Annotated in this window: 25 protein-coding genes and 1 pseudogene; 25 read left to right on the top strand and 1 reads right to left on the bottom strand. The window is 55.6% G+C overall.

The genetic code is table 11. From position 1 onward, the window contains the following. Positions 1-144 precede the first annotated feature (144 nt). The 14 genes and pseudogenes from BQ2657_RS10915 to BQ2657_RS10850 all read left to right on the top strand — a co-directional run bounded on the left by BQ2657_RS10915 (position 145) and on the right by BQ2657_RS10850 (position 13431). Positions 145-1158, top strand: coding sequence for an alpha-hydroxy-acid oxidizing protein (locus BQ2657_RS10915; RefSeq protein ID WP_075580636.1), 1014 nt, complete (start codon positions 145-147; stop codon positions 1156-1158). 12 nt (positions 1159-1170) lie between these two features. Next, entirely contained in the window at positions 1171-2499 is a 1329-nt protein-coding gene (locus BQ2657_RS10910) for a TrkH family potassium uptake protein (protein WP_075580635.1), read from the top strand. Positions 2500-2507: 8 nt separating this feature from the next. Beyond that, a complete protein-coding gene (locus BQ2657_RS10905; RefSeq protein WP_075580634.1) occupies positions 2508-3167 on the top strand; it encodes a potassium channel family protein in 660 nt (219 codons plus the stop codon). Beyond that, the gene (locus tag BQ2657_RS10900) at positions 3164-3946 is read left to right on the top strand and encodes a TrmH family RNA methyltransferase (RefSeq protein WP_075580633.1); all 783 of its coding nucleotides are present in this window, start codon (positions 3164-3166) and stop codon (positions 3944-3946) included. Before BQ2657_RS10905 ends, BQ2657_RS10900 begins: the two co-directional genes overlap by 4 nt. A gap of 352 nt (positions 3947-4298) precedes the next feature. Next, positions 4299-7043, top strand: coding sequence for an isoleucine--tRNA ligase (gene ileS, locus BQ2657_RS10895; RefSeq protein WP_222704335.1), 2745 nt, complete (start codon positions 4299-4301; stop codon positions 7041-7043). A 265-nt stretch (positions 7044-7308) separates the two neighbouring features. Then, a complete protein-coding gene (locus tag BQ2657_RS10890) occupies positions 7309-7599 on the top strand; it encodes a metal-sensing transcriptional repressor (protein WP_075580631.1) in 291 nt (96 codons plus the stop codon). A gap of 52 nt (positions 7600-7651) precedes the next feature. Next, positions 7652-7852 (top strand): heavy-metal-associated domain-containing protein, encoded by a 201-nt coding sequence (locus BQ2657_RS10885; RefSeq protein WP_075580630.1) that lies wholly within the window; start codon positions 7652-7654, stop codon positions 7850-7852. Positions 7853-8091: 239 nt separating this feature from the next. After that, a complete protein-coding gene (locus BQ2657_RS10880) occupies positions 8092-8526 on the top strand; it encodes an OmpH/Skp family outer membrane protein (protein ID WP_075580629.1) in 435 nt (144 codons plus the stop codon). Positions 8527-8618: 92 nt separating this feature from the next. Next, positions 8619-9928, top strand: a pseudogene (locus tag BQ2657_RS13785) (Na+/H+ antiporter NhaC family protein). Between the two features lie 128 nt (positions 9929-10056). Next, positions 10057-10383, top strand: coding sequence for a thioredoxin family protein (locus tag BQ2657_RS10870; protein ID WP_075580628.1), 327 nt, complete (start codon positions 10057-10059; stop codon positions 10381-10383). Then, on the top strand, positions 10380-11297 hold the full coding sequence (gene trxB, locus BQ2657_RS10865) for a thioredoxin-disulfide reductase (RefSeq protein WP_075580627.1): 918 nt from the start codon (positions 10380-10382) through the stop codon (positions 11295-11297). Before BQ2657_RS10870 ends, trxB begins: the two co-directional genes overlap by 4 nt. Before the next feature lie 49 nt (positions 11298-11346). Next, complete coding sequence (locus BQ2657_RS10860) at positions 11347-11868, top strand: RrF2 family transcriptional regulator (protein WP_075580626.1); 522 nt, start codon at positions 11347-11349, stop codon at positions 11866-11868. A gap of 66 nt (positions 11869-11934) precedes the next feature. After that, on the top strand, positions 11935-12654 hold the full coding sequence (locus BQ2657_RS10855; RefSeq protein ID WP_075580625.1) for an SIMPL domain-containing protein: 720 nt from the start codon (positions 11935-11937) through the stop codon (positions 12652-12654). A gap of 3 nt (positions 12655-12657) precedes the next feature. Beyond that, positions 12658-13431, top strand: a complete 774-nt coding sequence (locus BQ2657_RS10850) for a 5'-methylthioadenosine/S-adenosylhomocysteine nucleosidase (protein WP_075580624.1) — start codon at positions 12658-12660, stop codon at positions 13429-13431. Positions 13432-13615: 184 nt separating this feature from the next. Here BQ2657_RS10850 and BQ2657_RS10845 read toward each other — a convergent pair whose 3' ends face one another. Then, on the bottom strand, positions 13616-14491 hold the full coding sequence (locus tag BQ2657_RS10845; protein WP_075580623.1) for a phosphoribosylaminoimidazolesuccinocarboxamide synthase: 876 nt from the start codon (positions 14489-14491) through the stop codon (positions 13616-13618). A 480-nt stretch (positions 14492-14971) separates the two neighbouring features. Here BQ2657_RS10845 and BQ2657_RS10840 point away from each other — a divergent pair, with 480 nt between their 5' ends. From BQ2657_RS10840 to BQ2657_RS10790, 11 genes are all read left to right on the top strand, one after another. Then, the gene (locus tag BQ2657_RS10840) at positions 14972-15241 is read left to right on the top strand and encodes an ACT domain-containing protein (RefSeq protein ID WP_075580622.1); all 270 of its coding nucleotides are present in this window, start codon (positions 14972-14974) and stop codon (positions 15239-15241) included. Between the two features lie 12 nt (positions 15242-15253). After that, positions 15254-16615 (top strand): PFL family protein, encoded by a 1362-nt coding sequence (locus BQ2657_RS10835; RefSeq protein WP_075580621.1) that lies wholly within the window; start codon positions 15254-15256, stop codon positions 16613-16615. Beyond that, positions 16615-17247, top strand: coding sequence for an endonuclease III (nth, locus tag BQ2657_RS10830; protein ID WP_075580620.1), 633 nt, complete (start codon positions 16615-16617; stop codon positions 17245-17247). Before BQ2657_RS10835 ends, nth begins: the two co-directional genes overlap by 1 nt. 42 nt (positions 17248-17289) lie before the next feature. Further along, positions 17290-18816, top strand: coding sequence for a hypothetical protein (locus BQ2657_RS10825; RefSeq protein WP_075580619.1), 1527 nt, complete (start codon positions 17290-17292; stop codon positions 18814-18816). A gap of 9 nt (positions 18817-18825) precedes the next feature. Beyond that, a complete protein-coding gene (locus BQ2657_RS10820; protein ID WP_075580618.1) occupies positions 18826-19227 on the top strand; it encodes a zinc ribbon domain-containing protein in 402 nt (133 codons plus the stop codon). A 195-nt stretch (positions 19228-19422) separates the two neighbouring features. Continuing rightward, a complete protein-coding gene (locus tag BQ2657_RS10815; RefSeq protein WP_075580617.1) occupies positions 19423-20604 on the top strand; it encodes an acetyl-CoA C-acetyltransferase in 1182 nt (393 codons plus the stop codon). 89 nt (positions 20605-20693) lie between these two features. Further along, positions 20694-21845 (top strand): acyl-CoA dehydrogenase, encoded by a 1152-nt coding sequence (locus BQ2657_RS10810; protein ID WP_075580616.1) that lies wholly within the window; start codon positions 20694-20696, stop codon positions 21843-21845. A gap of 134 nt (positions 21846-21979) precedes the next feature. Then, a complete protein-coding gene (locus tag BQ2657_RS10805; RefSeq protein WP_075580615.1) occupies positions 21980-22840 on the top strand; it encodes a 3-hydroxybutyryl-CoA dehydrogenase in 861 nt (286 codons plus the stop codon). A 20-nt stretch (positions 22841-22860) separates the two neighbouring features. Beyond that, a complete protein-coding gene (locus tag BQ2657_RS10800) occupies positions 22861-23649 on the top strand; it encodes an enoyl-CoA hydratase-related protein (protein ID WP_075580614.1) in 789 nt (262 codons plus the stop codon). 101 nt (positions 23650-23750) lie between these two features. After that, positions 23751-24860: a glycoside hydrolase family 3 N-terminal domain-containing protein gene (locus tag BQ2657_RS10795; protein WP_075580613.1), complete on the top strand. Its 1110-nt coding sequence runs from the start codon at positions 23751-23753 to the stop codon at positions 24858-24860. A gap of 58 nt (positions 24861-24918) precedes the next feature. Next, positions 24919-26292 carry an aminopeptidase gene (locus BQ2657_RS10790; RefSeq protein WP_075580612.1) on the top strand — a complete coding sequence of 458 codons (1374 nt, stop codon included), beginning with the start codon at positions 24919-24921 and terminating at the stop codon, positions 26290-26292. The last annotated feature ends 57 nt before the right edge of the window (positions 26293-26349 follow it).

Genomic DNA, 26349 nt, shown 5'->3' with positions numbered 1-26349 from the left:
TATTTTTGGGGGAAGTGCAAGGGATAAAGTGAAGAGTGCAGAGGGAAGAAAACCACTTAATCACTAATCCCAGGGCTGCAATGTGGTATAATAGGAATCGAATCTAAGAGGCTTTGCCTCTTTATACACAGGGGAGTGACAGGTATGGATTTCAAGGAAGTCATGGAAAATGCCAGAAAGTGTCTGGGAAAATGCAAGGGATGCCCGGTGTGCAACGGGGTCGCCTGCCGGAATACCATCCCGGGGCCCGGTGCCAAAGGAGTGGGGGATACAGCCATCCGGAACTATGCCAAATGGCAGGAAGTCCGGGTCGTCATGGATACCCTCTGTGAGAAACGGCCGGTGGATACTTCTATCGAACTGTTCGGCCGCTCCTTCAAATATCCGATCTTTGCCGGCCCGGTGGGGGCTGTGGCCATGCATTACAGCGACAAATACAATGATGTGACCTACAATGCGGAACTGGTGCCCGGCTGTGCAGAAGCCGGCATTGCCGCTTTCACCGGTGACGGCATGGATCCCATGGTGATGCAGGGAGCCACGGACGCCATCAAAGCCTGCGGAGGCGTGGGGGTACCTACGGTGAAGCCTTGGAATGCCCAGATGATTGCCGAAAAAATGGAATTGGTGAAAAAATCCGGAGCCTTTGCGGTGGCCATGGACGTAGATGCAGCCGGTCTGCCCTTCCTGAAGAACTTCGTGCCTCCTGCGGGGAGCAAATCCGTGGAGGAAATGAAGGCCATCATCAAAGATGCTGGTCTGCCCTTCATCATCAAAGGGATCATGAGCGTCAAAGGGGCCCTGAAGGCCCGGGAAGCCGGCGCGGCAGCCATCGTGGTGTCCAACCACGGGGGCCGGGTGTTGGACCAGAGCCCGGCAACGGCGGAAGTGCTGGAAGAAATCGCTCAGGCGGTGGGCGGCACCCTGAAGATCTTCGTGGATGGGGGCATCCGCAGCGGGGTGGATGTATTCAAAGCCCTGGCCCTGGGGGCCGATGCGGTGCTCATCGCCCGTCCTTTCGTCAATGCGGTCTATGGGGGCGGCAAAGAAGGCGCTGGGCTCCTGGCAGCCAAATTGGGGGCTGAGCTGGCAGACACCATGGAAATGTGCGGGGCCGCTTCTCTCCAAGAAATCACCAGGGAAATGGTCCGGAAATAAGGTGGAGGGGTCTTGAACCAGATCAGACATTTTTCTCCCTCCCAGCTGATCGCCCTGACTTTTGCCGGGCTGATCCTGGCTGGAGCTCTTTTGCTGATGCTGCCCTTTTCCAGTGCAGAAGGGTCTTCCCTGTCCTTTGTGGACGCCCTTTTCACCGCTACTTCCGCCTCCTGCGTCACCGGGCTCATTGTGGTGGATACAGGGACGTATTTTTCCACCTTCGGCCAATTGGTGATCATTGCCCTGATCCAGCTGGGAGGTCTGGGGCTGGTACTCTTCGCCACCCTTTTCTCGGTGCTCCTGCGGAAAAAGATCGATCTCCAGTCCCGGCTCAACATCCAAGCTTCCCTGAACCAAGATGAACTGGATGGGGTGGTGCGGATGAGCCTGCGGATCGCCAAATACACAGCGGTGATCGAGGGCTTCTTCGGTACAGTATTGGCCCTCCGATTTTGGCCCCAGTATGGGATCCGAGGGATTTACTACGGGTACTGGCATGCGGTTTCCGCCTTCTGCAACGCTGGCTTCGATTTGTTCGGCCACTACCAGAGCCTGACGGCCTATGTGGGGGACCCGGTGGTGAACCTGTCCATCTGCTTCCTCATCATCCTGGGAGGGCTGGGGTTCGCAGTCATGCGGGATGTGGTGAAGAACCGGGATTTCCGGAAACTGAAGCTCCACAGCAAGATGGTCCTGACCAGTACGATCCTTTTGATCGTGGGTGGCATGGTGGGATTTGCCCTGTTGGAAAAAGACAATCCGGGAACCTTGGCCGGACTTTCTTGGAACGACGCCTTCTGGGCCAGTTTCATGCAGTCGGTGAGCCCCCGGACAGCGGGCTTCAACACGGTGGACCTGAACAGTCTCCGGGTCCCCACCATGATCTTCACCATCCTGCTCATGTTCATCGGAGCGTCACCGGCATCTACTGGGGGCGGCATCAAGACCACCACCTTTGCCCTGCTGCTCCTGAACATCTGGCAGGTGGTCCGGGGCCGGGGGGAATGTGAGATCTTCGGGCGGCGGATCACCAGCGAGACCATGTTCCAGGCTTTTGCCATTACCAGCATGTCCCTTTTGTGGGTGGTATTCGCCATCCTGGCCCTTACCTGCCTGGAAGATACCACCTTCCTGGCGGCGGCTTTTGAAGTGGTCTCGGCCTATGCCACAGTGGGGCTTTCCACCGGGCTCAGCCAGCATATCTGTACCGCCAGCAAGATCATCCTGATCCTGTCCATGTATGCCGGGCGGGTGGGGTTCATGACCTTTGCCCTGGCCTTGGCGGCCAACAAGCCTTCGGGACACATCCATTATCCCAAGGAAAATATCATCATCGGTTAGGAGTCATCATGAAAGACAAACGGCAATTTATCGTCTGGGGGCTGGGCCGCTTCGGCAGCAGTGTGGCAGAGACCCTGACGGCCCTGGGCCATGAGGTTCTGGGCATCGACAACAATGAAGATGTAGTGGAAAACATGGCGGACAAATTGACCCATGCAGTGGTCTGCGATGTGATCGACGAAAAGACCGTGAACAGCCTGGGCATCCGGAATTTCGATGTAGGGATCGTGGCCATCGGGACCTTGGAACCCAGCCTCCTGGCTACCATGCTGCTCCGGGAAGCGGGGCTGAAGACCATTGTGGCCAAGGCCTCCAATGCCCTCCATGGGAAGATGCTGGAAAAATTGGGGGCTACCAAGATCATCTATCCGGAACGGGACATGGGCCGCCGGGTGGGCCACAACTTGGCCTATACCAACATCTTGGATTTCGTGGAACTCTCTGACAACATCTGCCTCATGGAAGTGAACCTGACCCGGAAGGTGGTAGGGAAGAGCCTGGCAGAACTGGATGTGCGGAAGAAATACCAGGTGAATGTGGTGGCCATCAAGCATGCGGACGGTACCACGGAAATGACCTTGGAACCCACCAAGCCCCTCCTGGAAGGGGATCTGCTGGTGGTCATCGGCAGCCGGAAAAGCGTGGAAGCCCTGGAGGACGGCATATGATCAGCACCCTGACATCGTTGAAGAATGATCTGGTGAAGCGGGCAGCTTCCCTGAAAATGAAAAAATACCGCCAGAAGGAGGGCTTGTTCCTGCTGGAAGGGAAACGGGCAGTGGAAGAAGCCCTTGCTTCTCGCTGGACACTCCGGGCCCTCTTCTTTACCCGGCTGCCGGAAGGCTGGGAACGCCGGGCGGAAGAAAGCGCTCTGCCCTGGTATGAAGTGCCCCTGCCGGTGCTCCAGAAGATCACAGCTACGGAAGACCCCCAGAGCGTGGCGGCCCTGGTGGAGATCCGCCAGGAAAATCTGGACAGCTTTGCCCCGGAGCGGGGGCTTGTGCTGGTGCTGGATCAGATCCGGGACCCGGGGAACCTGGGGACCCTGATCCGCACCGCCGACGCCCTGGGGGCAGCTGGGGTGGTGCTGCTGGAAGATACCGCCGACCTGTATAATCCCAAAGTGGTCCGGTCCACCATGGGGTCCTTGTTCCATCTGCCGGTGTACACTGGAGTCAAGGCTGGGGAAATGGAAACCTGGTGCAGGAAAAACGGATACGCCCTATGGGCTACGGCCCTGGAAGGGGCGGAAGACGTGACGAAGCTCCAGTGGCCGGCAAAGACCGCCCTGGTACTGGGCAGTGAGGCGGAAGGGGTCTCCCCGGAGATCCTCGCCGCTGCGGACCAGAAGGTGAAGATCCCTATGGCCGGCCAGGCCGAAAGCCTGAACGTGGCCGTGGCCGGGGGAATCGTGATGTTTGAAGCAGCCCGCTCCTTTTCCAGTTGACCTCTCTGTATAAGAAGTGTATAATAGACACGAATTTTAAACCAACAGGCGATGAAAGAGACAGTACGCCTGAAGGCTGGTACAGCGATCCGGGGAGGGTGGGAGCCCGGGCAGGAGGCCTTTGGGAAGAAGATCACTCTGGAGCCGGTCATCGAACCAGCAGTAGGTGGACCCGGGTTATGATCGTTATCTCATAGAGAGTGGCAGCCAAGCTGTCATGAGGGTGGTACCACGGGCCCTTTGTCCCGTCCCTTTCGGGGGACGGGACTTATTTTTTTGGAGGTGTAGAACGGTGAGTAAAAAAGACGACAAATACGCTGCGACCCTGAATCTGCCGGAAACGGAATTCCCCATGCGGGCAGGGCTGCCCAAACGGGAACCGGATTTCCTGGATTTCTGGTATAAAAATGATATCTATGGAGAAAAGCAGAAACTCCATGCAGGCCATAAGAAATTCGTCCTCCACGACGGACCTCCCTATGCCAACGGCAAGATCCACATGGGCCATGCCCTGAACAAAGTCCTGAAGGACATCATCGTGAAATATAAATATGCCCAGGGGTACGATACCCCTTATGTCCCTGGCTGGGATACCCATGGCATGCCCATCGAACACGCCTGCCTGAAGGCCACCGGGGTGGACCGTCACAAACTGTCGCCGGTGGAACTGCGGAAAATGTGCCGGGAATATGCCCTCCAGTGGATCGATACCCAGCGGAAAGATTTCAAACGGCTGGGCGTGCTGGGTGACTGGGACCATCCCTATGTGACGCTGGATCCTCATTTTGAAGCAGAACAGATCCGGGTGTTCGGCACCATGGCCAACAAAGGCTACATCTATAAAGGCAAAAAGACTGTTTACTGGTGTCCTCACTGCGAAACGGCTCTGGCAGAAGCAGAAATCGAATATGCCGACCAGAAGACGCCGACTATTTTTGTGAAGATGCCCCTGGTGAAGGATAACGGCCTGACTCCAGAAGCAGCCAAGGGCAAAAAGGCTTATATGGTGATTTGGACCACCACCCCCTGGACCATTCCTGCCAACGTGGCTGTGGCACTGAACCCGGATTTCGACTATGCCTGGGTGGAATACAACGGGGAAGTGCTGATCATGGCAGCGGACCTGGTGGACAAAGTGGCAGAAGAATGCGGCGTGGAATTCGGCCCTGTGCTGGGCACCACCAAAGGCCGTGCCTTCGAATATGCGGAATGTGAACATCCCTTCCCGGAATACGACCACCGGAAATCCCTGGTGGTGCTGGCGGACTATGTGGACAAGGAATCCGGTTCCGGCTGCGTCCACACGGCTCCCGGCCATGGGGATGTGGACTATCTCACCGGCCTGAAATACAAACTGCCCATCCTGTGTCCGGTGGACCAGAAGGGCTGTTTCACTGCGGAAGCAGGGGAACTGCTCCAAGGCAAATTCGTCTTTGACAGCAACGGCCTGGTGATCAAACATCTGGCAGAACAGAACGTGCTCCTGGGCAAGAAGAACATCCATCACCAGTACGCCCACTGCTGGCGCTGCAAGAACCCCATCATCTTCCGGGCTTCCGAGCAGTGGTTCGCCTCTGTGGACGGGTTCCGGGATGAAGCCCTGAAAGCCATCGCCGAAGACGTCCAGTGGATCCCCAGCTGGGGCGAATCCCGGATCCACAACATGGTGGCCGACCGGCATGACTGGTGTATTTCCCGGCAGAGAGTCTGGGGCGTACCCATCCCCATCTTCTACTGTGAAGACTGCGGGGAACCTCTGATCAACGAAGAGACGGTGGAAAAGATCGCCACCATCTTCGATAAAGAAGGCAGCGATGCCTGGTGGAACCACACTGCCGAAGAACTGCTGCCGGAAGGGATCAAATGCCCCAAATGCGGCGGCACCCACTTCCGGAAGGAAAAGGACATCATGGACGTGTGGTTCGACAGCGGCTCCTCCCACATGGGGGTGTGCAAGCGCCGTCCGGAACTGAGCTGGCCGGCGGATATGTACCTGGAAGGCAGCGATCAGCACAGAGGCTGGTTCCAGAGCTCCCTTTTGACCAGTGTGGCCGTCACCGGCAAGGCTCCTTACCGGAGCGTACTGACCCACGGCTACGTGCTGGATGGGGAAGGCCGGAAGATGTCCAAATCCCTGGGGAATGTAGTAGTGCCTCAGGAAGTCATCGACCAGTATGGGGCCGATATCGTCCGGCTGTGGGCGGCTTCTTCTGACTACAAGCAGGATGTGCGGATCTCTCCTGTGATCTTGAAGCAGCTGGCAGAAGCCTACCGGAAAGTCCGGAACACCATCCGGTACATCCTGGGGAATACCCATGATTTCGATTACGAAACAGAAAAGGTGCCTTTTGCAGAAATGGAAGAACTGGATCAATGGGCCCTCATGCGCTTCGAAGCCCTGAAGAAGGAAGTCACCGAAGCTTATGAGACCTATGACTTCCATGTGCTGTTCCATGCCATCCACGATTTCTGCACTGTGGATATGAGCTCCTTCTATCTGGACATCATCAAAGACCGTCTGTACACCAGCCGGAAGGACAGCCAGGCCCGCCGGTCCGCCCAGACTGCCATGACCCAGATCCTCCGGGAACTGATGGTGATGCTGATGCCCGTCCTGAGCTTCACCATGGAAGAAGTGTACCAATACATGAACAAGCCGGCAGATGCGCCGAAGAGCGTGCAGATGCTGCCTTGGCCTCAGGCTCATCCGGAATATGTGAAGGAAGACCTGAAAGCCAAATGGGATGCCTTCATCGCTATCCGGGGTGAAATCACCAAGGTGCTGGAAGGTGCCCGTCGGGCCAAGACCATCGGCCATTCCCTGGACGCTAAGGTGGAACTGTATGCCACCGGGGATGCCCTGGCGGAACTGAAGGCCGTAGAAAAGGATCTGCCCACCCTCTTGATCGTGTCCCAGGCAGTGGTCCACGAAGGGCTCACCGATGCTGGAGAAGCCACTGGCCGGGACGACTTGAAAGTGGTGGTGGAAGCCGCCGAAGGGCAGAAGTGCGAACGGTGCTGGTGCTACAGCAAGACCGTGGGCCAGGATCCCAAGCATCCTACTCTCTGTGCCAAGTGCTGTGAGGCGGTGGACTGAGCCGCTGAGCGGCTTAGTCTGGAGTCCGGAGTCTGAAGTCGGAAGCCAAAGGTAAAATTTGCAGGCAAATTCTTTGAAGATGTAAAGCGGAGGTTTTATACAATCAAAAGAATCTGCCAGCCAGGCAGATTCTGTCCAAAGGCTTCTGACTCCAGACTTCCGACTTCTGACTGATTTCTGCTGCTAGGCTGCAGAAATCAAGGGATTGTCATCTTGACAATCCCTTTTCTTCCGTCTACAATATACGTAACGGAGGTATAGTACCATGGAACATCTGAAGACAGTGCGGGATAAAGACTGCAAGGATTATCAGGACCTGATCACCCGTCTGAACCGGATCGAGGGCCAGGTGCGGGGAGTGAAAAAAATGCTGGAGGAGGACCGGTACTGTGTGGACATCCTGACCCAGGTCAGTGCCATCACCAACGGCCTCAATGCCTTCAATAAAAAGCTCCTGGCCAACCACATCAAAAGCTGTGTGGTGAACGATATCCGGGCGGGGGATGATTCTGTAGTGGATGAGCTGTGCGAAACCCTGCAGAAACTGATGAAATGAAAAAAGTGAAAAAAGGTTGGATTGCCTGTAGACCTTGAAGGAGGAAATTACAATGGAAAAAGAACTGAAAGTCAATGGAATGATGTGCGTCAACTGCCAGAAACACGTCCATGATGCCCTGGCGGCCATGGCCGGTGTATCTGCCGTAGAAGTGAACCTGGAAAAAGGCACGGCCAAAGTGACTGCGGACCGGGATATCCCCCAAGCTGAATTCAAGAAAGTCATCGAAGACGCGGGATATGAGCTGGCGTGAGAGCCGCGGGCTTGTTGGTGCAGACCGAAGATTCAGTTTTGCTGATCCCTGCGGATTTTCTTCTATCATACTGTAGGAAAAGAGCAAACGGCTTGAACGACCAGGCAAGCGACCGGGGGTGTGAATTCTTTCACACCCCCTTTTCCGCTTGCGTCCAAAAACCACTCATGATATAATGACTCCTGTTAGATTCTCTTTTTGCAACTTTGTAAGTTTGCTCACAGAAAGGATGATTTTACGTGAAAAAACAATTTATGGCACTGGTTATGGCATTGCTGGTGTGTGTTGGATACTCCGGCGCTCTGGTACCGGCTACGGCTTATGCGGCTGACTCCATCGGCTATGTGGATTTAAATAAGGTGTTCTCCAACCATCCTGATTTCGCTTCTGCCCGGGCTGCCATGAGCCTGGAACAGCAGAAGGCCCAGAAGGAATTCCAGGAAAAGGCACCCAGCTTGGATGACAATGGCAAACGGGCTCTGGATAACACCTTGACGGAACAGATCGCCAAGAGAGAACAGGATTTGTTCGATCCCATCCGGAAAAAGATCCTGGATGCTGTCCATAAAGTGGCCAAGGAAAAAGGCATCAACACGGTGCTGAGTGCCGGTGCCGTAGTGGACGGCGGTGTGGACATCACCAATGATGTGCTGAAGGCCGTAGGAGCGAAATAAAAGGACCTGGCTTCGGCCATTGACAATTGACCATTGAGCATTGACGGGGCTGTTGCGCAGGCAACAGCCTTTTTTTTAGAAAGGAAACGATGATGAATCACAACGACGATGGCCGCAATCTGGGGGGCTTGGCCTTCCTGCCCCTTTTGGTGTTCCTGGGTCTGTACATTGGCTGCGGACTTTGTTTTACCCTCATGGGGGTCCCGAAACCTTTCAGTTTCCTGCCTCGGCACGTGGCACTTCTGGCCGGGACATTGGCGGCGTTTTATCTCTGGAAAAAAGGCCCCATTGACGAAAAACTGAAGGTCTACTGTACCGGCATGGGAGATCCCGGGGTCATGATGATCGTACTGATCTATCTTTTGGCCGGAGGATTCCAGGGAGCGGCGGCCGCCATCGGGGGCAAGACTTCCGTGGTGAACTTCTGTCTCCAGTTCATCCCGCCTTCTTTCCTGATCCCTGGGGTGTTCCTCATGTGCTGCTTCATTTCCACCGCCATCGGCACCAGCATGGGGACCATTGCAGCCATGGCGCCGGTGGCCATCGGGGTGGCCCAGGGAGCTGGGCTCAACGCAGCTGCTGTGTGCGCGGCAGTGATCTGCGGCTCTTATTTCGGGGATAACCTTTCCATGATTTCTGATACTACCATTGCAGCAGCAGAAGGGTGCGGATCCAAAATGCGGGACAAGTTCCGGATGAACTTTGCCATCGCTCTGCCGGCGGCCCTGGTGAGCCTGGTGCTGTTCTATCTGGTCAGCGGCCAGGTCCAGGGCGGCATCCAGGTGGGGGATTACGACATCTTCCAGGTATGCCCTATGTGGTGGTCCTGGTGATGGCTCTCATGGGCATCAATGTGGCTCTGGTGCTGTTCGGGGGGATCCTTTTGACCGGGATCATCGGCCTTGCCCAGGGAACAGTGGACATCTTTACCTGGTCCAAAGGTCTGGGAGATGGGATGGCGGATATGTTTTCCATCAGTATGGTGGCCATCCTGGTTTCTGGGATCATCGGCCTGGTCCGGTACTACGGGGGCGTAGAATGGCTGGTGGCGAAGATCACCGGCTGGATCCACGGCCGGAAAGGGGCGGAATACGGCATCGGCCTCCTTTCAGGGATCCTTTCAGCGGCCATGGTGAACAACACCATCGCCATCATCGTCACTTGCCCCATTGCCAAGGTCATCGGGAAAAAGTACGATATTGCTCCCAAGCGGCTGGCCAGCCTGGTGGATATCTTTGCCTGCAGTTTTCTGTGCGTCATGCCCCACGACGGGGGGATGCTGATCGTCACCCAGCTGGCAGGCACTTCTCCCCTGGACGTGATGAAATACTGCTACTACGTATATGCCCTTCTCATCGCTGCCTGCATCACCATCCAGCTGGGAACACATGAGGGGAAATAGGGGACTGTTGACTGCTGACAAAGAAGGGGATGCCGAGAGCCGGCATCCCCCTCTTGACTTTCTTAACTGTATTTGCTAGAATTACAGTATTAAAGATCCCAAGGGGATCCTTCAAGGAGGTCATTTTGATGGAATTCTTACATATTACGAAAGATAATTTTGACAAAGAGGTACTCCAAAGCAGCAAACCGATGGTAGTGGGCTTTTCCGCTCCCTGGTGCGGTTACTGCAAACGGCTGAAACCGGCACTGGGCCAGCTGGCCATGGAAATTGCCGACAAGGTTTCTTTTGGCGGCGTGAACATCGATGAAGAACGGGAATTGGCAGAACAGTACAAGGTCGAGACTATCCCCAGCCTGATGCTGGTGAAGGGCGGCCAGTGCAGTGAACTGCTGGTGAACCCGCCCTCCAAAGCGGCAGTGAAGACCTGGCTCCAGGAGAAAGGGGTATTATGAGCAAAGTCTATGATATCCTGATCATCGGCGGGGGCCCTGCCGGCTATACGGCGGCTCTTTACGGAGCCCGGAGCGGTTTTTCCACAGCGGTGCTGGAAAAGCTGTCACCCGGCGGACAGATGGCCACTACCAGCGACGTGGAAAACTATCCTGGCTTTCCCGGTGTAGTGGACGGCTTCGAATTGGGAGAACGGATGCAGGAAGGGGCTGAAAAGGCCGGAGCGGAAACGATTTATGCCGATGTGACCCGTCTGGATCTTTTGGCCGATCCCAAAGTGGCAGAAACTTCCGAAGGGACTTTCCTGGGAAAAACGGTGATCTTGGCTACCGGGGCCCATCCCCGGAAATTGGGGATCCCTCAGGAAGAGGCTTTGGTGAACCGCGGCGTGGCTTACTGTGCCACCTGTGACGGCAGCTTCTATAAGGATAAGATCGTCGTGGTCAACGGTGGCGGCAATACAGCAGTAGGGGACGCCCTGTACCTGGCCAAGCTGGCGAAAAAAGTCTATCTGGTCCACCGGCGGGATACTCTCCGGGCCACTCCCATCTATCTCCAGCGGCTGAAAGATGCCGGTGTGGAAATCATCTGGAACAGTGTAGTGACTGGGCTCCAGGCGGACAAGAAGCTCACTGCTGTGGAACTGAAAGATGTAAAGACCGGGGAAACCCGGGTACTGCGGGCGGACGGACTTTTCGTAGCCATCGGACAGCTGCCGGAGAGCAGCTTGGCTGCAGGGCAGGTGGCCGCTGATCAGGCAGGCTACATCATTGCTGGAGAAGATACGAAGACTTCTGTGCCCGGGGTGTTCGCGGCAGGGGATGTGCGGACCAAAGCAGTCCGGCAGATCATCACTGCTGCAGCTGACGGGGCGGTGGCTGTCCATTTCGCAGAAGAATACCTGAATGAAAAATAAGAGGAGGAAGGAGCAGGCTGGATGGATCCGGCCTGCTTTGTGAGCAATCATGAAAAGTGATTTTATTGTGGCTGTCCATGCGTTAGTCTATTTGTCTCATCGGGGGTGCCTGGCTTCCAGCGAGGAATTGGCGGAAAACATCTGCACCAACCCGGCGCGGGTCCGGAAAATCATGGGCAAATTGAAGAAAATGGGCATCATAACCACCCGGGAAGGCCATGTGGGAGGCTACTGTCCCTGTGAAGGGTTGGAAAAAGTCACCTTGTATGAGATTGCCCAGGGCATGGGTACGGTCTTTGTGGATACCAAATGGCGCAGCGGCAATGAAGAGAACAACTGCTTCATCAGCAGCGGGATGTCTTCGGTATTCGATGCCCTGTACCGGGATCTGGACCGTCTGTGCATGGAACATCTGAAGGGGATCACCCTGGGAGATGTGACCCGGGAAATCGTGGAGACCCAGCGCAGCAGCATGAAGGAATGCCATGGGGCACTCAGCGGGGACTGCCCGGCCTGGCAGAAGGTCCAGGAAGAAGAATCCGCCGGGGAAAAACAGGACAAGTGTGACTGATCGGTCATTTTTCTTCAGAAGTGTGCTATAATACCTGTGTTCACATAATTCTTATGGGGTGATTCTATGAAAAAATTCGGAGCTTTGTTTGCAGCAGCAGTCCTGGCTTTCAGCCTCCACGCCACACCGGCCTGGGCTGACCAGCCTTTGGACACCATCCAGATCACGGGAACGGCCAGCCGTACGGTGGATCCGGATATGGCCACGGTAAATTTTGCCTTTGAGAAGCAGGGAGCCACGCTGGAGGAAGTCCGGGAAGCCGGGGCCCAGGCCAGCCAGAAATTCATCCATACCATGCTGGCCCAGGGAGTGGCTCGAGACGATATTGCCACCATCAGCTACAATGTGGCTCCTCGGTATGAATACCAGAAGAACGGCACCCAGAAACTGGCAGGCTATCAGGTGTACGGGGCCTGGGAAGTGAAGGAGAAGAACCTGGATCAGCTGGGAACTCTCATCGACAAAGGGCTGGAAAGCGCCAATCGGCTGAATGGGGTCCGGTTCGGCCTCCAGAATGAAGACCTGATCAAACGGCAGCTGCTGGGTGAGGCGGTGGAGAACGCCAGATATACTGCCCAGACAGTGGCCAATGCAGGGGGCAGAGGTCTTGGCGTGCTCCGGCAGGCCAGCGTACCCTCTAGTTCCGTAGTGGCAGCTCAGCCCGTTCTGTTGGCCCGGATGAACAAAATGGCAGCAGAAGATGAGGCGACGCCTACCCAGTTGGCACCCAAAGCCCTGACGGTCAGCGTGCGGGTGGACACCTTATTCGCTCTGACCTTGGAGTAGGAGATGGAAGGGTACAAGCAAAAACCGGCTTTTCTCCAAGGGGGAAAGCCGGTTTTACTGCAGGGAGCCATGGAATTGGAAATCGCCCAGCTGCGGGGGGCCCTGACGGGCTGCCGGAGCTTCCAATACGGGACATTCCTTTTCTGGGAAGGGAAGCTGGGAGACCAGCCAGTGGTCCTGAGCCGGACGGGCATCGGGGCAGCCGCTGCAGCAGCGGCGACGGCTGTAGGGTGCGCGGTTTTCCAACCGTCGCTGGTGCTGAACCAGGGGACGGCGGGAGGCTACCCGGAAGATCTCCATCCCTTCGATCTGGTAGTGGGAGAACGTTGGTTCAATGCCAATGCCCTGTTCCAGTCCCGGTATGGGAAGGACTATTACTTGGATCTGGAGGCCCTGGAAGGGGAAAGCAAAGAAAGCGGGTTCACCGGAGAACGGCCTTTTTACCATCGGTGCAGTGAGGCAGCTGTTCGGTGGCTGGATCAGATGACCGGAAAATATACCCAGGGACAGGTCTTGTTGGGGACCATTGCTTCGGCAGACCGGTGGAACGACTGCCCGGATACCATCCGGCAGCTGGAAACAGCTACAGGAGCCCTGTGCGAAGAGATGGAAACAGCGGCAGCCGGGGAAACGGCAGCCCGTTTCGGCGTCCCTTTCGGAGCCGTGCGGGTGATCTCCAACAACAACCGGACCGGGGAACCTTTCAACCCAGAAACCGCCCGGGCGGTACAGGAGTGGATTGTTGGGATAGTGAAGAAGGAAGAGGGGGAGTGGTAAGATGTCAGACACGGCCCCCAAGGGGGCCGTGGGACACCAGACTCAGCTCTGTTCGGCTTGGATGCAGGTCCGGTCCTCCTCATCGCAGGCAAGCTGACCTCTGACTCCTGAAAGGCCTGAAAGGCCGGTCTGACATCTTTCTGATCATAAAAAAGCTGCCGCACTGGGCGGCAGCTTTTTTCGATTACTCTCCGAACTTCTTCCCGGTGAGCATTTCGTAGGCTTCTTTATATTTAGCAATGGTCTTGTCGATTACATCCTGGGGCAGCAGATAGTCGCTGTCCGGGTTGGCTTTCAGCCAGTCACGGACGAACTGCTTGTCGTAAGAAGGCTGGGTCTTGCCGGCTTCATAGCCTTCCAGAGGCCAGAAACGGGAGCTGTCCGGAGTGAGCATTTCGTCTCCCAGGACTACTTCTCCTTTTTCGTTCAGGCCGAATTCGAATTTGGTATCTGCGATGATGATGCCTCTCTGGTAAGCATAATCAGCACATTTCTTATAGAGGGCGATGGTAGCATCCTTGATGGCCTTGGTGTATTCCGCACCCTTTCCCGGGAAGATCTTTTCCAGGTAGGTGACGCACTGTTCTTCGGTGATGTTTTCATCGTGGTCGCCCAGTTCTGCTTTGGTGCTGGGGGTGAAGAGAGGTTCAGGGAGTTTCTGGCATTCTTTCAGCCCTTCCGGCATCTTGATGCCGCAGACCGTGCCGTTTTCTTTGTAGGATTCCCAGCCGCTTCCGGTGATGTATCCCCGGACGATGCATTCCACCGGGATCATGTTCAGCTTCCGGCATTTCATGCTCTTGCCGGCGAATTCTGGAGTCTGGAAGAATTCAGGCATATCCGCAGGATCCACACTGATCATATGGTTGGGGATGATGTCTTTGGTATAGTCGAACCAGAATTTGGACATCTGGGTCAGGACGGCCCCTTTGTCGGTAATGGTGTTTTTCAGAATGTGGTCGAACGCGGAGATCCGGTCGGAAGCCACCATGATCAGGCTGTCGCCCAGATCGTAGATTTCACGAACTTTCCCAGATTTAACGGGTTTGTATTCCTGCATGATCCATCCTCCTTGAAAATAAACAGTAAAAATCTGTACTCCTATCATATCACAGGATGGGATTTAAGTCGAATAATTTTATCGTTATGTGGGAGAATGTTTGTTTCATATGATACGGAATGGGGAATGGGCCTGCAGCGGTTTCAGACACGGCCCCAAGGGGCCTTGAGACATCAGACGTCAGCTTTGTCGGGATTGGATTCAGGCCCGTTCTGCTTATTGCGGACAAGCTGATGTCTGACATCTGAAAGGCCCGTAAGGGCCGGTCTGACCTCTTCCTTGGTGTTCGAAGGCAAATAAGGGAGCACTTGGTCTCCCTTTGCGCGAAACGTTTCCCCATTCCACCCTCCGCGGAAAATCGTGAAATTCTCGTGGATTCTGTCAGTAACATTGAAGCTGATGGAAATTTATCGTATAATAAATTGTAAACTCCTGTATAAACAAATCCCGGAGTCCCTGAAAAAGAAAGGATGTTAGCTTATGCGTATCGTTATGACAATTGTAGGTGTAGACAGAGTGGGCATCATTGCCAAGGCGAGCACCCTGCTGGCTGAAAACAATGTGAATATCCTGAACATCAACCAGAACATCGATGACGGCTTCTTCAACATGGTCCTGATCGGCGACTTGGACAACGCAAAGGTTTCTGTAGAAACCCTGAAGGAAAAGGCCACGGCCCTGGGCAAGGAACTGGGTGTGGAGATCCGGGTCCAGAGCGAACAGATCTTTACGGCCATGCACCGGATCTAAGGAGGCCCATCCATGTTTTACGAAATCAAAGATGTACTGGAAACCACCCGGATGATCACCCAGAACAACCTGGATGTGCGGACCATCACCATGGGCATCAGCCTCAGGGACTGTGCAGATCCGGATGTGAAGGTCTGCGCCCGGAAGATTTATGAGAAGATCACGGACAAAGCCCGGAACCTGGTGAAGGTGGGAGAAGAGCTGGAAGCGGAGCTGGGAGTGCCCATCATCCACAAACGGATTTCCGTGACTCCCATTTCTCTGGTGGGGGAATCCTGCCAGACTGACAGCTACGTGCCCCTGGCTAAGGCCTTGGATGACGCAGCCAAAGCGGTGGGGGTCAACTTCATCGGAGGCTTCAGCGCCCTGGTGGAAAAGGGCTATACCCACGGCGATCGGACTTTGATCAAATCCATCCCGGAAGCCCTTGCCACCACGGACATCGTCTGCTCTTCCGTGGCCATCGGCTCCACCAAGGCCGGCATCAATATGGACGCCGTCCGGGAAATGGGCCAGGTGGTGAAGGAAACTGCCCGTCTCACGGCAGATCAGGATGCCCTGGGCTGTGCCAAACTGGTGATCTTCTGCAACCCGGTCCAGGACAACCCGTTCATGGCCGGCGCTTTCCACGGGGTCACGGAACCGGAAACGGTCATCAATGTAGGGGTATCCGGGCCCGGTGTGGTGAAACATGCCCTGGAAGCGGTCCGGGGAGAAGATATCGGTGTGGTGGCGGAAACCATCAAGAAAACTGCCTTCAAGATCACCCGGGTGGGCCAATTGGTGGCCCAGGAAGCGGCCAAACGGCTGGATACCCAGTTCGGGATCATCGATCTTTCCCTGGCGCCCACTCCGGCGGTAGGGGATTCCGTGGCCCATATCCTGGAAGAAATCGGCCTGGAATCCTGCGGCTGCCCGGGCACTACGGCGGCCCTGGCCATGCTCAATGATGCGGTGAAAAAGGGCGGTCTCATGGCTTCCAGCTATGTGGGCGGCCTGAGCGGCGCCTTCATCCCTGTTTCTGAAGATGCAGGCATGATCGCTGCTGTGGAAAAAGGGTCTCTGACCATTGAGAAACTGGAAGCCATGACCTGCGTCTGCTCTGTGGGCCTGGATATGATCGCAGTGCCGGGGGACACCACGGCAGAGACCATTTCTGCGGTTATCGCCGACGAAGCGGCAGTGGGGATGATCAACAACAAGACCACCGCCGTCCGGCTGATCCCTGTACCCGGCAAGAAGGTGGGGGACAAGGTGGAATTCGGCGGGCTCCTGGGCTATGCTCCCATCATTGCCGTGAACTCCTTCAAACCCGATGTGTTCATCCATCGGGGCGGACGGATCCCGGCACCGGTACGGAGCCTGACCAACTGATGCGGAAGAAAGAAAGGGTGCAGGCCATCCTCAAAGGACTGGAGGAAACCTATCGGGGACAGGGGACGGCCCTCCATTACGGGTCGCCTTTTGAACTGCTGGTGGCTGTGGTCCTTTCGGCCCAGTGCACCGATGAACGGGTGAATAAAGTGACGGCCCGGCTGTTCCCGGAATTCAATACACCGGAAAAGCTGGGTGCCCTGACCCAGGAACAGCTGGAGGAAAAGATCCGGGACTGCGGCCTGTTCCGTTCCAAGGCCCGGAACCTCCTGGGTCTTTGCCGGAAACTGGTGGAAGAGTTCCACTCGGAAGTGCCTCAGGATATGAAAAGCCTCCTGAGTCTCCCCGGGGTGGGGCGGAAAACGGCGGACGTGATGCTCAGCGTGGCCTTTGGCCAGCCGGCCATCGCCGTGGATACCCATGTGTTCCGGGTGGCCCACCGGCTGGGTCTTTCGGATGGGAATGATCCCCTGGCCGTGGAACAGGACTTGATGAAGCTGATCCCGCGGTCCCAGTGGGGGGAAGCCCACCACTGGTTCATCTGGCATGGACGGAAAATCTGCAAGGCCCGGAAACCGGAGTGCAGTGCCTGTCCGGTGGTGGATTTCTGTCCTTCCCGGATCCTGGAATGAGGGCCTGATCACAGCAAACAATCTGAAGTAAGGTGACGAACAATGCCGAATGTCTATGACGCAATAGAAAATTTTTACACCAATGACAGCGGCTGGGAAATGGTGCTGCCTCAGGAAGACGTGGAAGCGTACTTCCGGAACCTGGGGTGGCATGGTGTGGATGACCCGGCCATGCAGCATCAGTGGGAACAGCTGGTGATGCTGTGCATCTACATAGAGAACGCAGAAATGACCCTGGACGAAATGACAGAAGACGACATTGTGGATCTGGTTTCCTGGTGCGGACGGAATGTGGTAGATTTCCAGGTTTCCTATGCTTCGGTACGGGATTTCTTGGATACCTTGGGCAGTTTTTTCGTGTTCCTGAAGCAGCAGGGGAAACTGTCCAGTTCCCTGGCTCCTTATCTGGCCCGGGAACAGCTGCTCCGGGATGACGGGACCTTGGCCATCATCGACGAAAACGGGGAGTACCTGCCTGGGGAAGAAGCCAGGGAAGAAAGGAGCGCCCCGCCGCCGGAAGGCAGGGTGTTCCTGAATGCAGGGGAAGCCCTCCATGGTGTGATGGAAGAAATCCATCAGTTTTTCCAGAAGGATGAATTCAACCTGGATTTTGAACGTTCCGTCACTTTGTATGAAACAGCTCTGGGGACCCTGGACCTGGAAAACGATGGAATGGATGCCTTCTGGCGGGGTTACTGGGATTATTTCCTCTTCGATTACCACCTGATTGAAGGCGATCTGACCCCCTTGGAATATTTCCGGAAAAACGGGCACAGCGCCTATCTCCAGCTGGTGAATGAACTGTGCATGGGTTTCCTGTCTATTTTCACCATCGAGGAGGCAGTGGATGAGTACCGGTATGTCTGCCGGGATTTCCTCACAGGGGAACCCTATTACTTGAGCTTCTCTCTGGAGGGAGAGGCGCCGCTGGAGGACCGGGTCATGATGGGCCATGTGTTCTACAACCGGAGTATGGGGATGAATTATCTCCAAAGCTACAACTTGAAGCCTCTGGCCCGGAAACGGCTCCTGGAAGTGCTGGCAGAATGCCGGGACTGGTACGATATCCAGCTCCCCGGTGCGGATTGGTCGGAATTCCTTTCCCGCCATGCCCTGGTCTGCCGCCAGGTGCTGAGGCTCATGGGGAAAAATCCCGCTGGCTGCCGGTTTCCCTATGCAACGAAGCAGCTGGACTATCTGCCGGTTGCCCTTCCGGAGGAACTTTCTCCGGTGGAAAAACTCATCCAGGAAATCCTCCTGGTCAGTGGACGCAGCGAGTATGACATCCGGCTCATCCGCCACATGTGGGCGGACTTCCAGAAAAGAGAGCCGTATACGGGAGCCTATGAACCCCAGGTGTGGGCGGCGGCCCTGGTGGAAAACTTCCTGGAGATCAATGAGAAACGGGCGGCCCAGAAGAAGCCTTTCTATCTGGAAACCTTTGGGATCCCTCACCGGGATCTGACCCGGGCATATATGGAAATCCGGAACCAGCTGAAACTGGAACCCTCGGACCCCCGTTACTTGGATGAAATGGGGTTCCTGATGCTGTTTTCTAAATTTGTGTAGGAGTAAGTTATGATCTGTAAGCATTGCGGATTGGAATATCCGGACGATATGGAAGCCTGTCCGGGCTGCGGTACGCCCAATGAAGACGTGGAAGCCCAGGTGATGAGCGAGGAAGAAAGGGATGCTTTTGAAGGGGTGACTATTGAGACCGGCCGGGAAGGCCCCCGAGATGGGGACTGGAGGGTCTACGACCGGGAAGATCTGCGCCGTCAGCAGGAAAAAGAGGCCAAAAAGGCCAAGTGGCGGGGTATCTGGGAATTGGTGAAGATGAATGCCCGGCTGGTGCTGGTGGCGACCGCCCTGCTCCTGGGGGTGGTATTCCTGCTGCCCACCCTCTTGGGCTTTGCTTTGGTGGGTGTAGGAGCCATCTTGGTATGGACATTTTTTCGTAATTTTTTCATCAGATGGTAAACAGCCAATTTTCAGAAAACTGGAGGCTTCCCTTTGCGCTATAATTAGTGTATAATCAAGTCCATAAGAAAACCCTGATTGCAATTTGCCTGAACCAATCAGTGTGGCGGCAGGAGGGGAAACGCCCCCGGAGTGCTGCTGTATGGATGCAATACTGTTTGTTTCTAATTCAATTTTAGAAGGGATGGTTTTGTTATGCGTGAAGTTGTCATTGCAAGTGCTGTAAGAACGGCTATCGGGAAATTTGGCGGAAGCCTGACCCCGCTCTCTGCTCCTCAGATGGGTGCCGTAGTCATCAAGGAAGCCCTGGACCGGGCTGCTTTGAAGCCGGAACAGGTGGATGAAGTCATCATGGGGAACGTGCTGCAGGCAGGCCTGGGCCAAAACCCTGCAAGACAAGCTGCCATCTTTGCCGGACTGCCGGTGGAAGTCCCTGCATTTACGGTCAATAAAGTCTGCGGTTCCGGGCTGAAATGCGTGGAACTGGCTGCCCAGTCCATCCTGGCCGGCGACAATGACATCGTAGTAGCCGGCGGCATGGAAAGCATGTCCAATGCACCTTTCACGGTCCCTGGGAAAGCCCGTTGGGGCCTGAAGATGGGTGACCAGAAAATGGTGGACGTGATGATCCGGGACGGCCTGTGGGATGCTTTCAATGATTACCACATGGGCATCACTTCTGAAAACGTCGCTGAAAAATTCGGCGTCACCCGGGAAGACCAGGATGAAGTGGCCTGCCGTTCTCAGCAGAGAGCCATCGAAGCCATCAAGAGCGGTGCTTTCAAAGAAGAAATCGTCCCTGTGACCATTAAAACGAAAAAAGGCGAAAAAGTCTTCGATACCGATGAATTCCCCAAAGAGGGGACCACTATGGAAGTCCTGGCCAAACTGCGCCCAGCCTTCAAGAAAGGCGGCACTGTCACCGCCGGCAACGCTTCCGGCCTGAACGATGGCGCTGCTGCTCTGGTCATCATGAGCGCTGACAAAGCCAAAGAACTGGGGATCAAACCTATGGCCAAGATCGTATCCTATGCTTCTGCCGGTGTGGATCCTGCCATCATGGGGATCGGACCCATCCCTGCCAGCCGGAAGGCCCTGGCTAAAGCCGGACTGGAAGTGAAGGACATGGATCTGGTGGAAGCCAACGAAGCTTTCGCCGCCCAGACTGTGGAAGTGGGCCGGGAACTGCAGCTGGATTGGGCCAAGACCAATGTGAACGGCGGGGCCATCGCCCTGGGCCATCCCATCGGTGCTTCCGGTGCCCGGATCCTGGTCACCCTGCTGTATGCCCTGAAACACAGAGACAAGAAACGCGGGCTGGCTACCCTCTGCATCGGCGGCGGCATGGGAACGGCCACTGTTGTGGAAATGCTCTAAGCAATCCAGGGAGCACTGCTTCCTGAAGCGGGGTTCCCTCTAAAAAATATCCTTACAAAAAGGAAAAAAGAGGAAAGAGGTATATCACTATGGATTTTAACCTGACTGAAGACCAACAGATGATCAAAGATATGGCTGCGGAATTTGCTGAAAAATTCCTGGCTCCTACGGTAGAAGAAAGAGACAAAGCCCATATCTGGGATCGGAAACTGATCGATAAGATGGGTGAAGCCGGGTTCTGCGGCATCTGCTTCCCGGAAGAATACGGCGGCATGGGCCTGGATGTCCTGAGCTACATCCTGGCAGTGGAAGAAATGTCCAAAGTAGATGATGGTACCGGTATCACCCTCAGCGCCAACGTTTCTCTGTGTGCTACCCCGATTTACATGTTCGGGACGGAAGAACAGAAACAGAAATACCTGGCCCCCATTGCTGAAGGGACCCACGTAGGGGCATTCGGCCTGACCGAACCTTCTGCCGGGACCGATGCTTCCGCTCAGCAGACCACAGCTGTCCTGAAGGGTGACAAATACATCCTGAACGGCTCCAAGATCTTCATCACCAACGGCAAGGAAGCTGATACCTACGTGGTATTCGCCATGACCGACAAGAGCCAGGGCGTACATGGGATTTCTGCTTTCATCCTGGAAAAGGGCATGCCCGGGTTCCGTTTCGGCAAAGTGGAAGACAAGATGGGCGGCCATACCTCCATCACCGCAGAATTGATCTTTGAAGACTGCGAAGTCCCCAAAGAAAACCTGTTGGGCAAAGAAGGGGAAGGCTTCAAGATTGCCATGGAAACCCTGGATGGCGGCCGTATCGGCGTAGCTGCTCAGGCTCTGGGCATTGCAGAAGGCGCTCTGGCTGCTGCTGTGAAATATTCCAAGGAACGGGAACAGTTCGGCCGTCCTATTTCCAAATTCCAGGCTCTGCAGTTCATGATGGCCGATATGGCTACCAAGATCGAAGCTGCCCGGTATCTGGTATACCATGCTGCCATGCTGAAGAACGAAGGGAAACCTTATTCCGAAGCAGCTGCCATGGCAAAATGCTTCGCTTCCGATGTGGCCATGGAAGTGACCACCGATGCGGTACAGATCTTCGGCGGCTATGGCTACACCGTGGATTACCCTGCAGAACGCTACATGCGGAATGCCAAGATCACCCAGATCTACGAAGGCACCAACCAGGTTATGCGGATCGTGACTTCCCGTGCTCTGCTGAAGGACAAGAAAAAATAATTTCTTTCGATAAGGAAGAAGGAACAAGGGGGGCTGGTGTTTTGCCAGCCCTTCCTTTACCCAGGGACTTTTCTACAGAAAAGTTCCTGGATTTTTAGAGATTTCTAAATTCATTGTAAAGGAGATCTTTTCTTATGGAACTGAAGAAAGTCATGGTTATCGGCGCCGGTCAGATGGGCAGCGGGATCGCTCAGGTCATGGCGGCCCATGGTGTGGAAGTGACCCTGCGGGACATCAAACAAGAATTCGTCGACCGGGGACTGGGGAACATCGAAAAGAACCTGGCCCACAGTGTGGCTAAGGGCCGGATCACCGAAGAGGACAAAAAGGCCACTCTGGCACGGATCCACGGCGTGGTGGAACTGACTCCGGAAAACTGCGATGTGCACCTGGCCATTGAAGCGGCTACGGAAAACATCAAGATCAAACAAGGGATCTTCAAGGAATTGGATGAAAAGATGCCGAAAGATGCCATCATTGCCAGCAATACTTCTTCTGTTTCCATCACGATGCTGGCTGCCGGGACTTCCCGTCCGGACAAATTCATCGGCATGCATTTCTTCAACCCAGCTCCTGTGATGAAGCTGGTGGAAGTGACCAAGGGACTGGGGACTTCCGAAGATACCTTCAACAAAGTCTATGAACTGGCCAAGGCGCTGGATAAGAACCCAGTGAAAGTCAACGATGCTCCTGGTTTCGTAGGCAACCGGATCATGATCCCCATGATCAACGAAGCCATCTTCACCCTGAGTGAAGGGGTTGCCAGTGCCGAAGATATCGATGCCGTGGCCAAACTGGGCTTCAACCATCCCATGGGGCCTCTGGCACTGTCCGACCTGATCGGCAACGATACGGTACTGGCCATTATGGAAGTGCTGTACAAGGGCTTCGGCGATCCCAAGTACCGTCCGGCTCCTCTCCTGCGGAAAATGGTGGAAGCTGGATACCTGGGCCGGAAGACCGGCAAGGGCTTCTACGAATACAACAAGAAATAATCTGAATAGGGGTGTCACCCATGTACGAATATAAAAATTTGTTGGTGGAAATTGCAGATGACGGTGTGACTACAGTATCTGTCAACCGTCCGAAATTCCTGAATGCCCTGGATACCGCCACCCTGCAGGAAATGAAAGACTGCTTCAATCGCTTGGCAACGGATCCGGAGGTCAAAGCAGTGATCATCCGGGGTGCCGGCGAAAAGGCTTTCGTAGCCGGTGCGGATCTGAAAGCCATGAGCACCATGACAGCAGTGGAAGGGAGAGACTTCTCCAACCTGGGCCATGAAGTGTTCGATGCCATTGAAAAGCTGCCGGTGGTTGCGGTGGCTGCCGTCAACGGCTATGCCTTAGGGGGCGGCTGTGAACTGGCTCTGGCCTGCGATTTCCGGTTTGCTTCTACTACGGCCAAATTTGGCCAGCCGGAAGTGAACTATGGGATCATCCCTGGATTCGGCGGCTCCCAGCGCCTGTCCCGTCTGATCGGGAAGGGCTATGCCAAGGAAATGATCTATACCGGTGCCATGGTGGATGCCCAGGAAGCTTTCCGGATCGGCCTGGTGAACCGGGTGGTGGAACCGGATCAGCTGATCCCTGCCTGCGAAGAAATCTGCCGGAAGATCATGAAAAAAGCACCCATTGCCATTGCCAGCGCGAAGGATGCCATCAACCGGGGCGCAAGCATGGATCTGGAATCCAGCCTCAGCTACGAAGCCCAGGTGTTCGGGACCTGTTTCGCTACACTGGACCAGAAGGAAGGCATGAAGGCGTTCCTGGAAAAACGGAAACCGGTGTTTTTGAACAAATAAGGGCTGCTGCGCAGCCTGTCAGCGGTCAGCTGTCAATGGTCAGCGGCCGAAGGAAAGAACCCGCCTCAACAGACGGGTTCTTTTTACTATGAGGAAATAAAATGAAAAAACTCTGGCTTTGTATTTTTTGCATCCTCTTGACGGCTGTGGTGGGGATGGTGCTGCGGCCCCGTTTTCCAGAGGAACCGGGGACGGGACAGCCGGCGGAATTGGACCCTATCGCCGCAAGAATCGCCACCATGACCCCTGAGGAAAAAGCCGGACAGCTGATGCTGGTGGGGATGGACGGCGTTTCTCCCTCCACTTCTTTCCAGCAGGAGATGAAGGATCATCCCTACGGGGGTGTGATCCTTTTTGACCGGAACATGGAAAGCCCCGCCCAGGTGAAGGAATTGAACAGGCGTCTCCAGGCTTTGGCCGGCAAGATGCCTCTGTTCATCGGCCTGGACGAAGAGGGAGGTCAAGTGGCCCGGATGAAGGACAGCCTGCCGGCCCCACCTTCCCAGGCTTCCATCGGGGCTGCCGGGAAACCGGAAGAAGCCCGGAAATGGGCGGCAAAAACCGGTAAGGCCCTGAAGCAGCTGGGATTCAACCTGAACCTGGCCCCGGTGGCGGATGTGGGCAGCGGTGCCGGCCGCAGCTACAGCAGCCATCCAGCCACTGCCGCCAGCTTCGTGGAACAGGCTCTGGCGGGATACCAGGAGGTCCACCTGATGGCCTGCCTCAAGCACTTCCCCGGGCTGGGGAAAGGACAGGAAGACACCCACAAGGGCAGGGTCACGGTCTCCGCCAGTCGGGAAACCCTGGAGCGGGAAGACCTGATGCCCTTCCGCCGGGCCCTGGAAAAATATCCCGATCCTCGGTTCGCCATCATGGTGACCCATGTGGATTATCCGGCCCTGGATCCGGAATGGCCTGCCTCTTTGTCCCAAACCATCATGGGAGACCTGCTCCGGAAGCGGCTCCATTTTGACGGGCTCATCCTGACCGACGATCTGACCATGGGGGCCATTGCGGGCAGCTGGCCCCTGGAAGAAGCGGCGGTCCGGGCTCTGTTGTCCGGGGCGGACTTGGTGATGGTGTGCCACGATCCGGAACAGATCCGCCGGGTCCACGCTGCTATAGCCCGGGCCATCCAGGCAGGGAAGCTGCCCCAGGATCAGGTGGATGAATCCTTGTACCGGATCCTCAAGGCAAAAGGAACCCTGTAGTCCAGTAAAATATGGTATACTGGGCACAGTACAGTAAAGAAATAGGAGGTTTTTTACGATGCATGAACCTTACAGCAGAAAAGCTCCCGCCTGGGCGCGGATGGATGATACAGAGCGGAAAGAAGTCATGGCCTACGGAGAACGCTACAAGGCGTTCCTGGACAGGGCACGAACTGAACGGCTGGCAGTGCGGGAGATCCTGGCACAGGCAGAGAAGGCTGGCTTCCGGCCCCTGTATGACTGTAAAGAATTGAAGCCCGGGGACAAAGTTTACTGGAACCAGAAGGGCAAAGCCTGCATCCTGGCCGTCATCGGCGAAGAACCCGTCCACGAAGGGCTGAAGATCGTGGGCTCCCATATCGATTCTCCCCGGCTGGATCTGAAGGGAAACCCAGTCCATGAACAGGACGGGGTGGTGTATTTCCGCACCCACTACTACGGGGGCATCAAGAAGTACCAATGGCCCTGCATCCCCTTGGCCCTGGCAGGGGTCATCCATACCAAAGAGGGAAAGACCATCGAAGTGAACATCGGCATGGACGAAAAGGATCCGGTATTCTACATTACAGATCTATTGATCCACATGGCCCAGGACCAGATGAAGAAGACCTTGGCGGAAGGAGTCACCGGGGAGCAGCTCCAGGCGGTGATCGGCACCCATACAGAAAAGGACAAGAAGGTGAAGGATGCCCTGCTGGACCTTTTGGAACAGACCTATGGGGTGGAAGAAGAGGACTTCACCACGGCGGAACTGGAATTGGTCCCGGCTATGAAAAGCAGGGATGTGGGCTTCGACCGTTCCTTGATCACCGGCTACGGCCAGGATGACCGGGTGTGCTCCTATGCCAACTTGGAAGCCATCCTGGAAGCCGCTCCCGGCCGGAAGACCCAGGCGGCCCTCTTTACGGATAAGGAAGAAATCGGTTCCTACGGGAATACAGGGATGCAGTCTTCTTACTTCGTCAAATTCGTCATGAAGCTCCTGGCTCTCCAGGATCGGGGCACGCTGTTGGACTTTTATGAAACCATGGAAAACAGCGAGATGCTTTCCGGGGATGTGAACAGCTGCCTGGATCCCATGTTCCCGGAAGTGACAGAGAAGGACAATGCGGCCCTTCTAGGGTACGGGGTCGCCCTGACCAAATACACCGGGGCCCGGGGCAAGGCTGGCAGCAACGATGCCAACAGCGAATTCATCCAGAAAATCCGGACCATCTTCAATGCAGCTGGAGTGGCCTGGCAGATCGGGGAACTGGGGAAGGTGGACCAGGGAGGCGGCGGCACTATCGCCTTCATGCTGGCGGACTGGGGCTGCGAGGTGGTGGACTGCGGCACCGCCATGCTGAGCATGCATTCTCCCTATGACCTGTTGAGCAAAGCCGATGCCTACGAGACCTACCGGGCGTACAAAGCGTTTTTTGAGAGCAAATGAAAAAGGGGTTGTTGCACGTTGCGTGAGCTGACCCCCAATTGTTAGACCAAAAATCTA

Source organism: Acidaminococcus massiliensis (assembly GCF_900095825.1).
GTDB lineage: Bacteria > Bacillota > Negativicutes > Acidaminococcales > Acidaminococcaceae > Acidaminococcus > Acidaminococcus massiliensis.
This window is presented reverse-complemented; position numbering and strand designations above follow the sequence as displayed.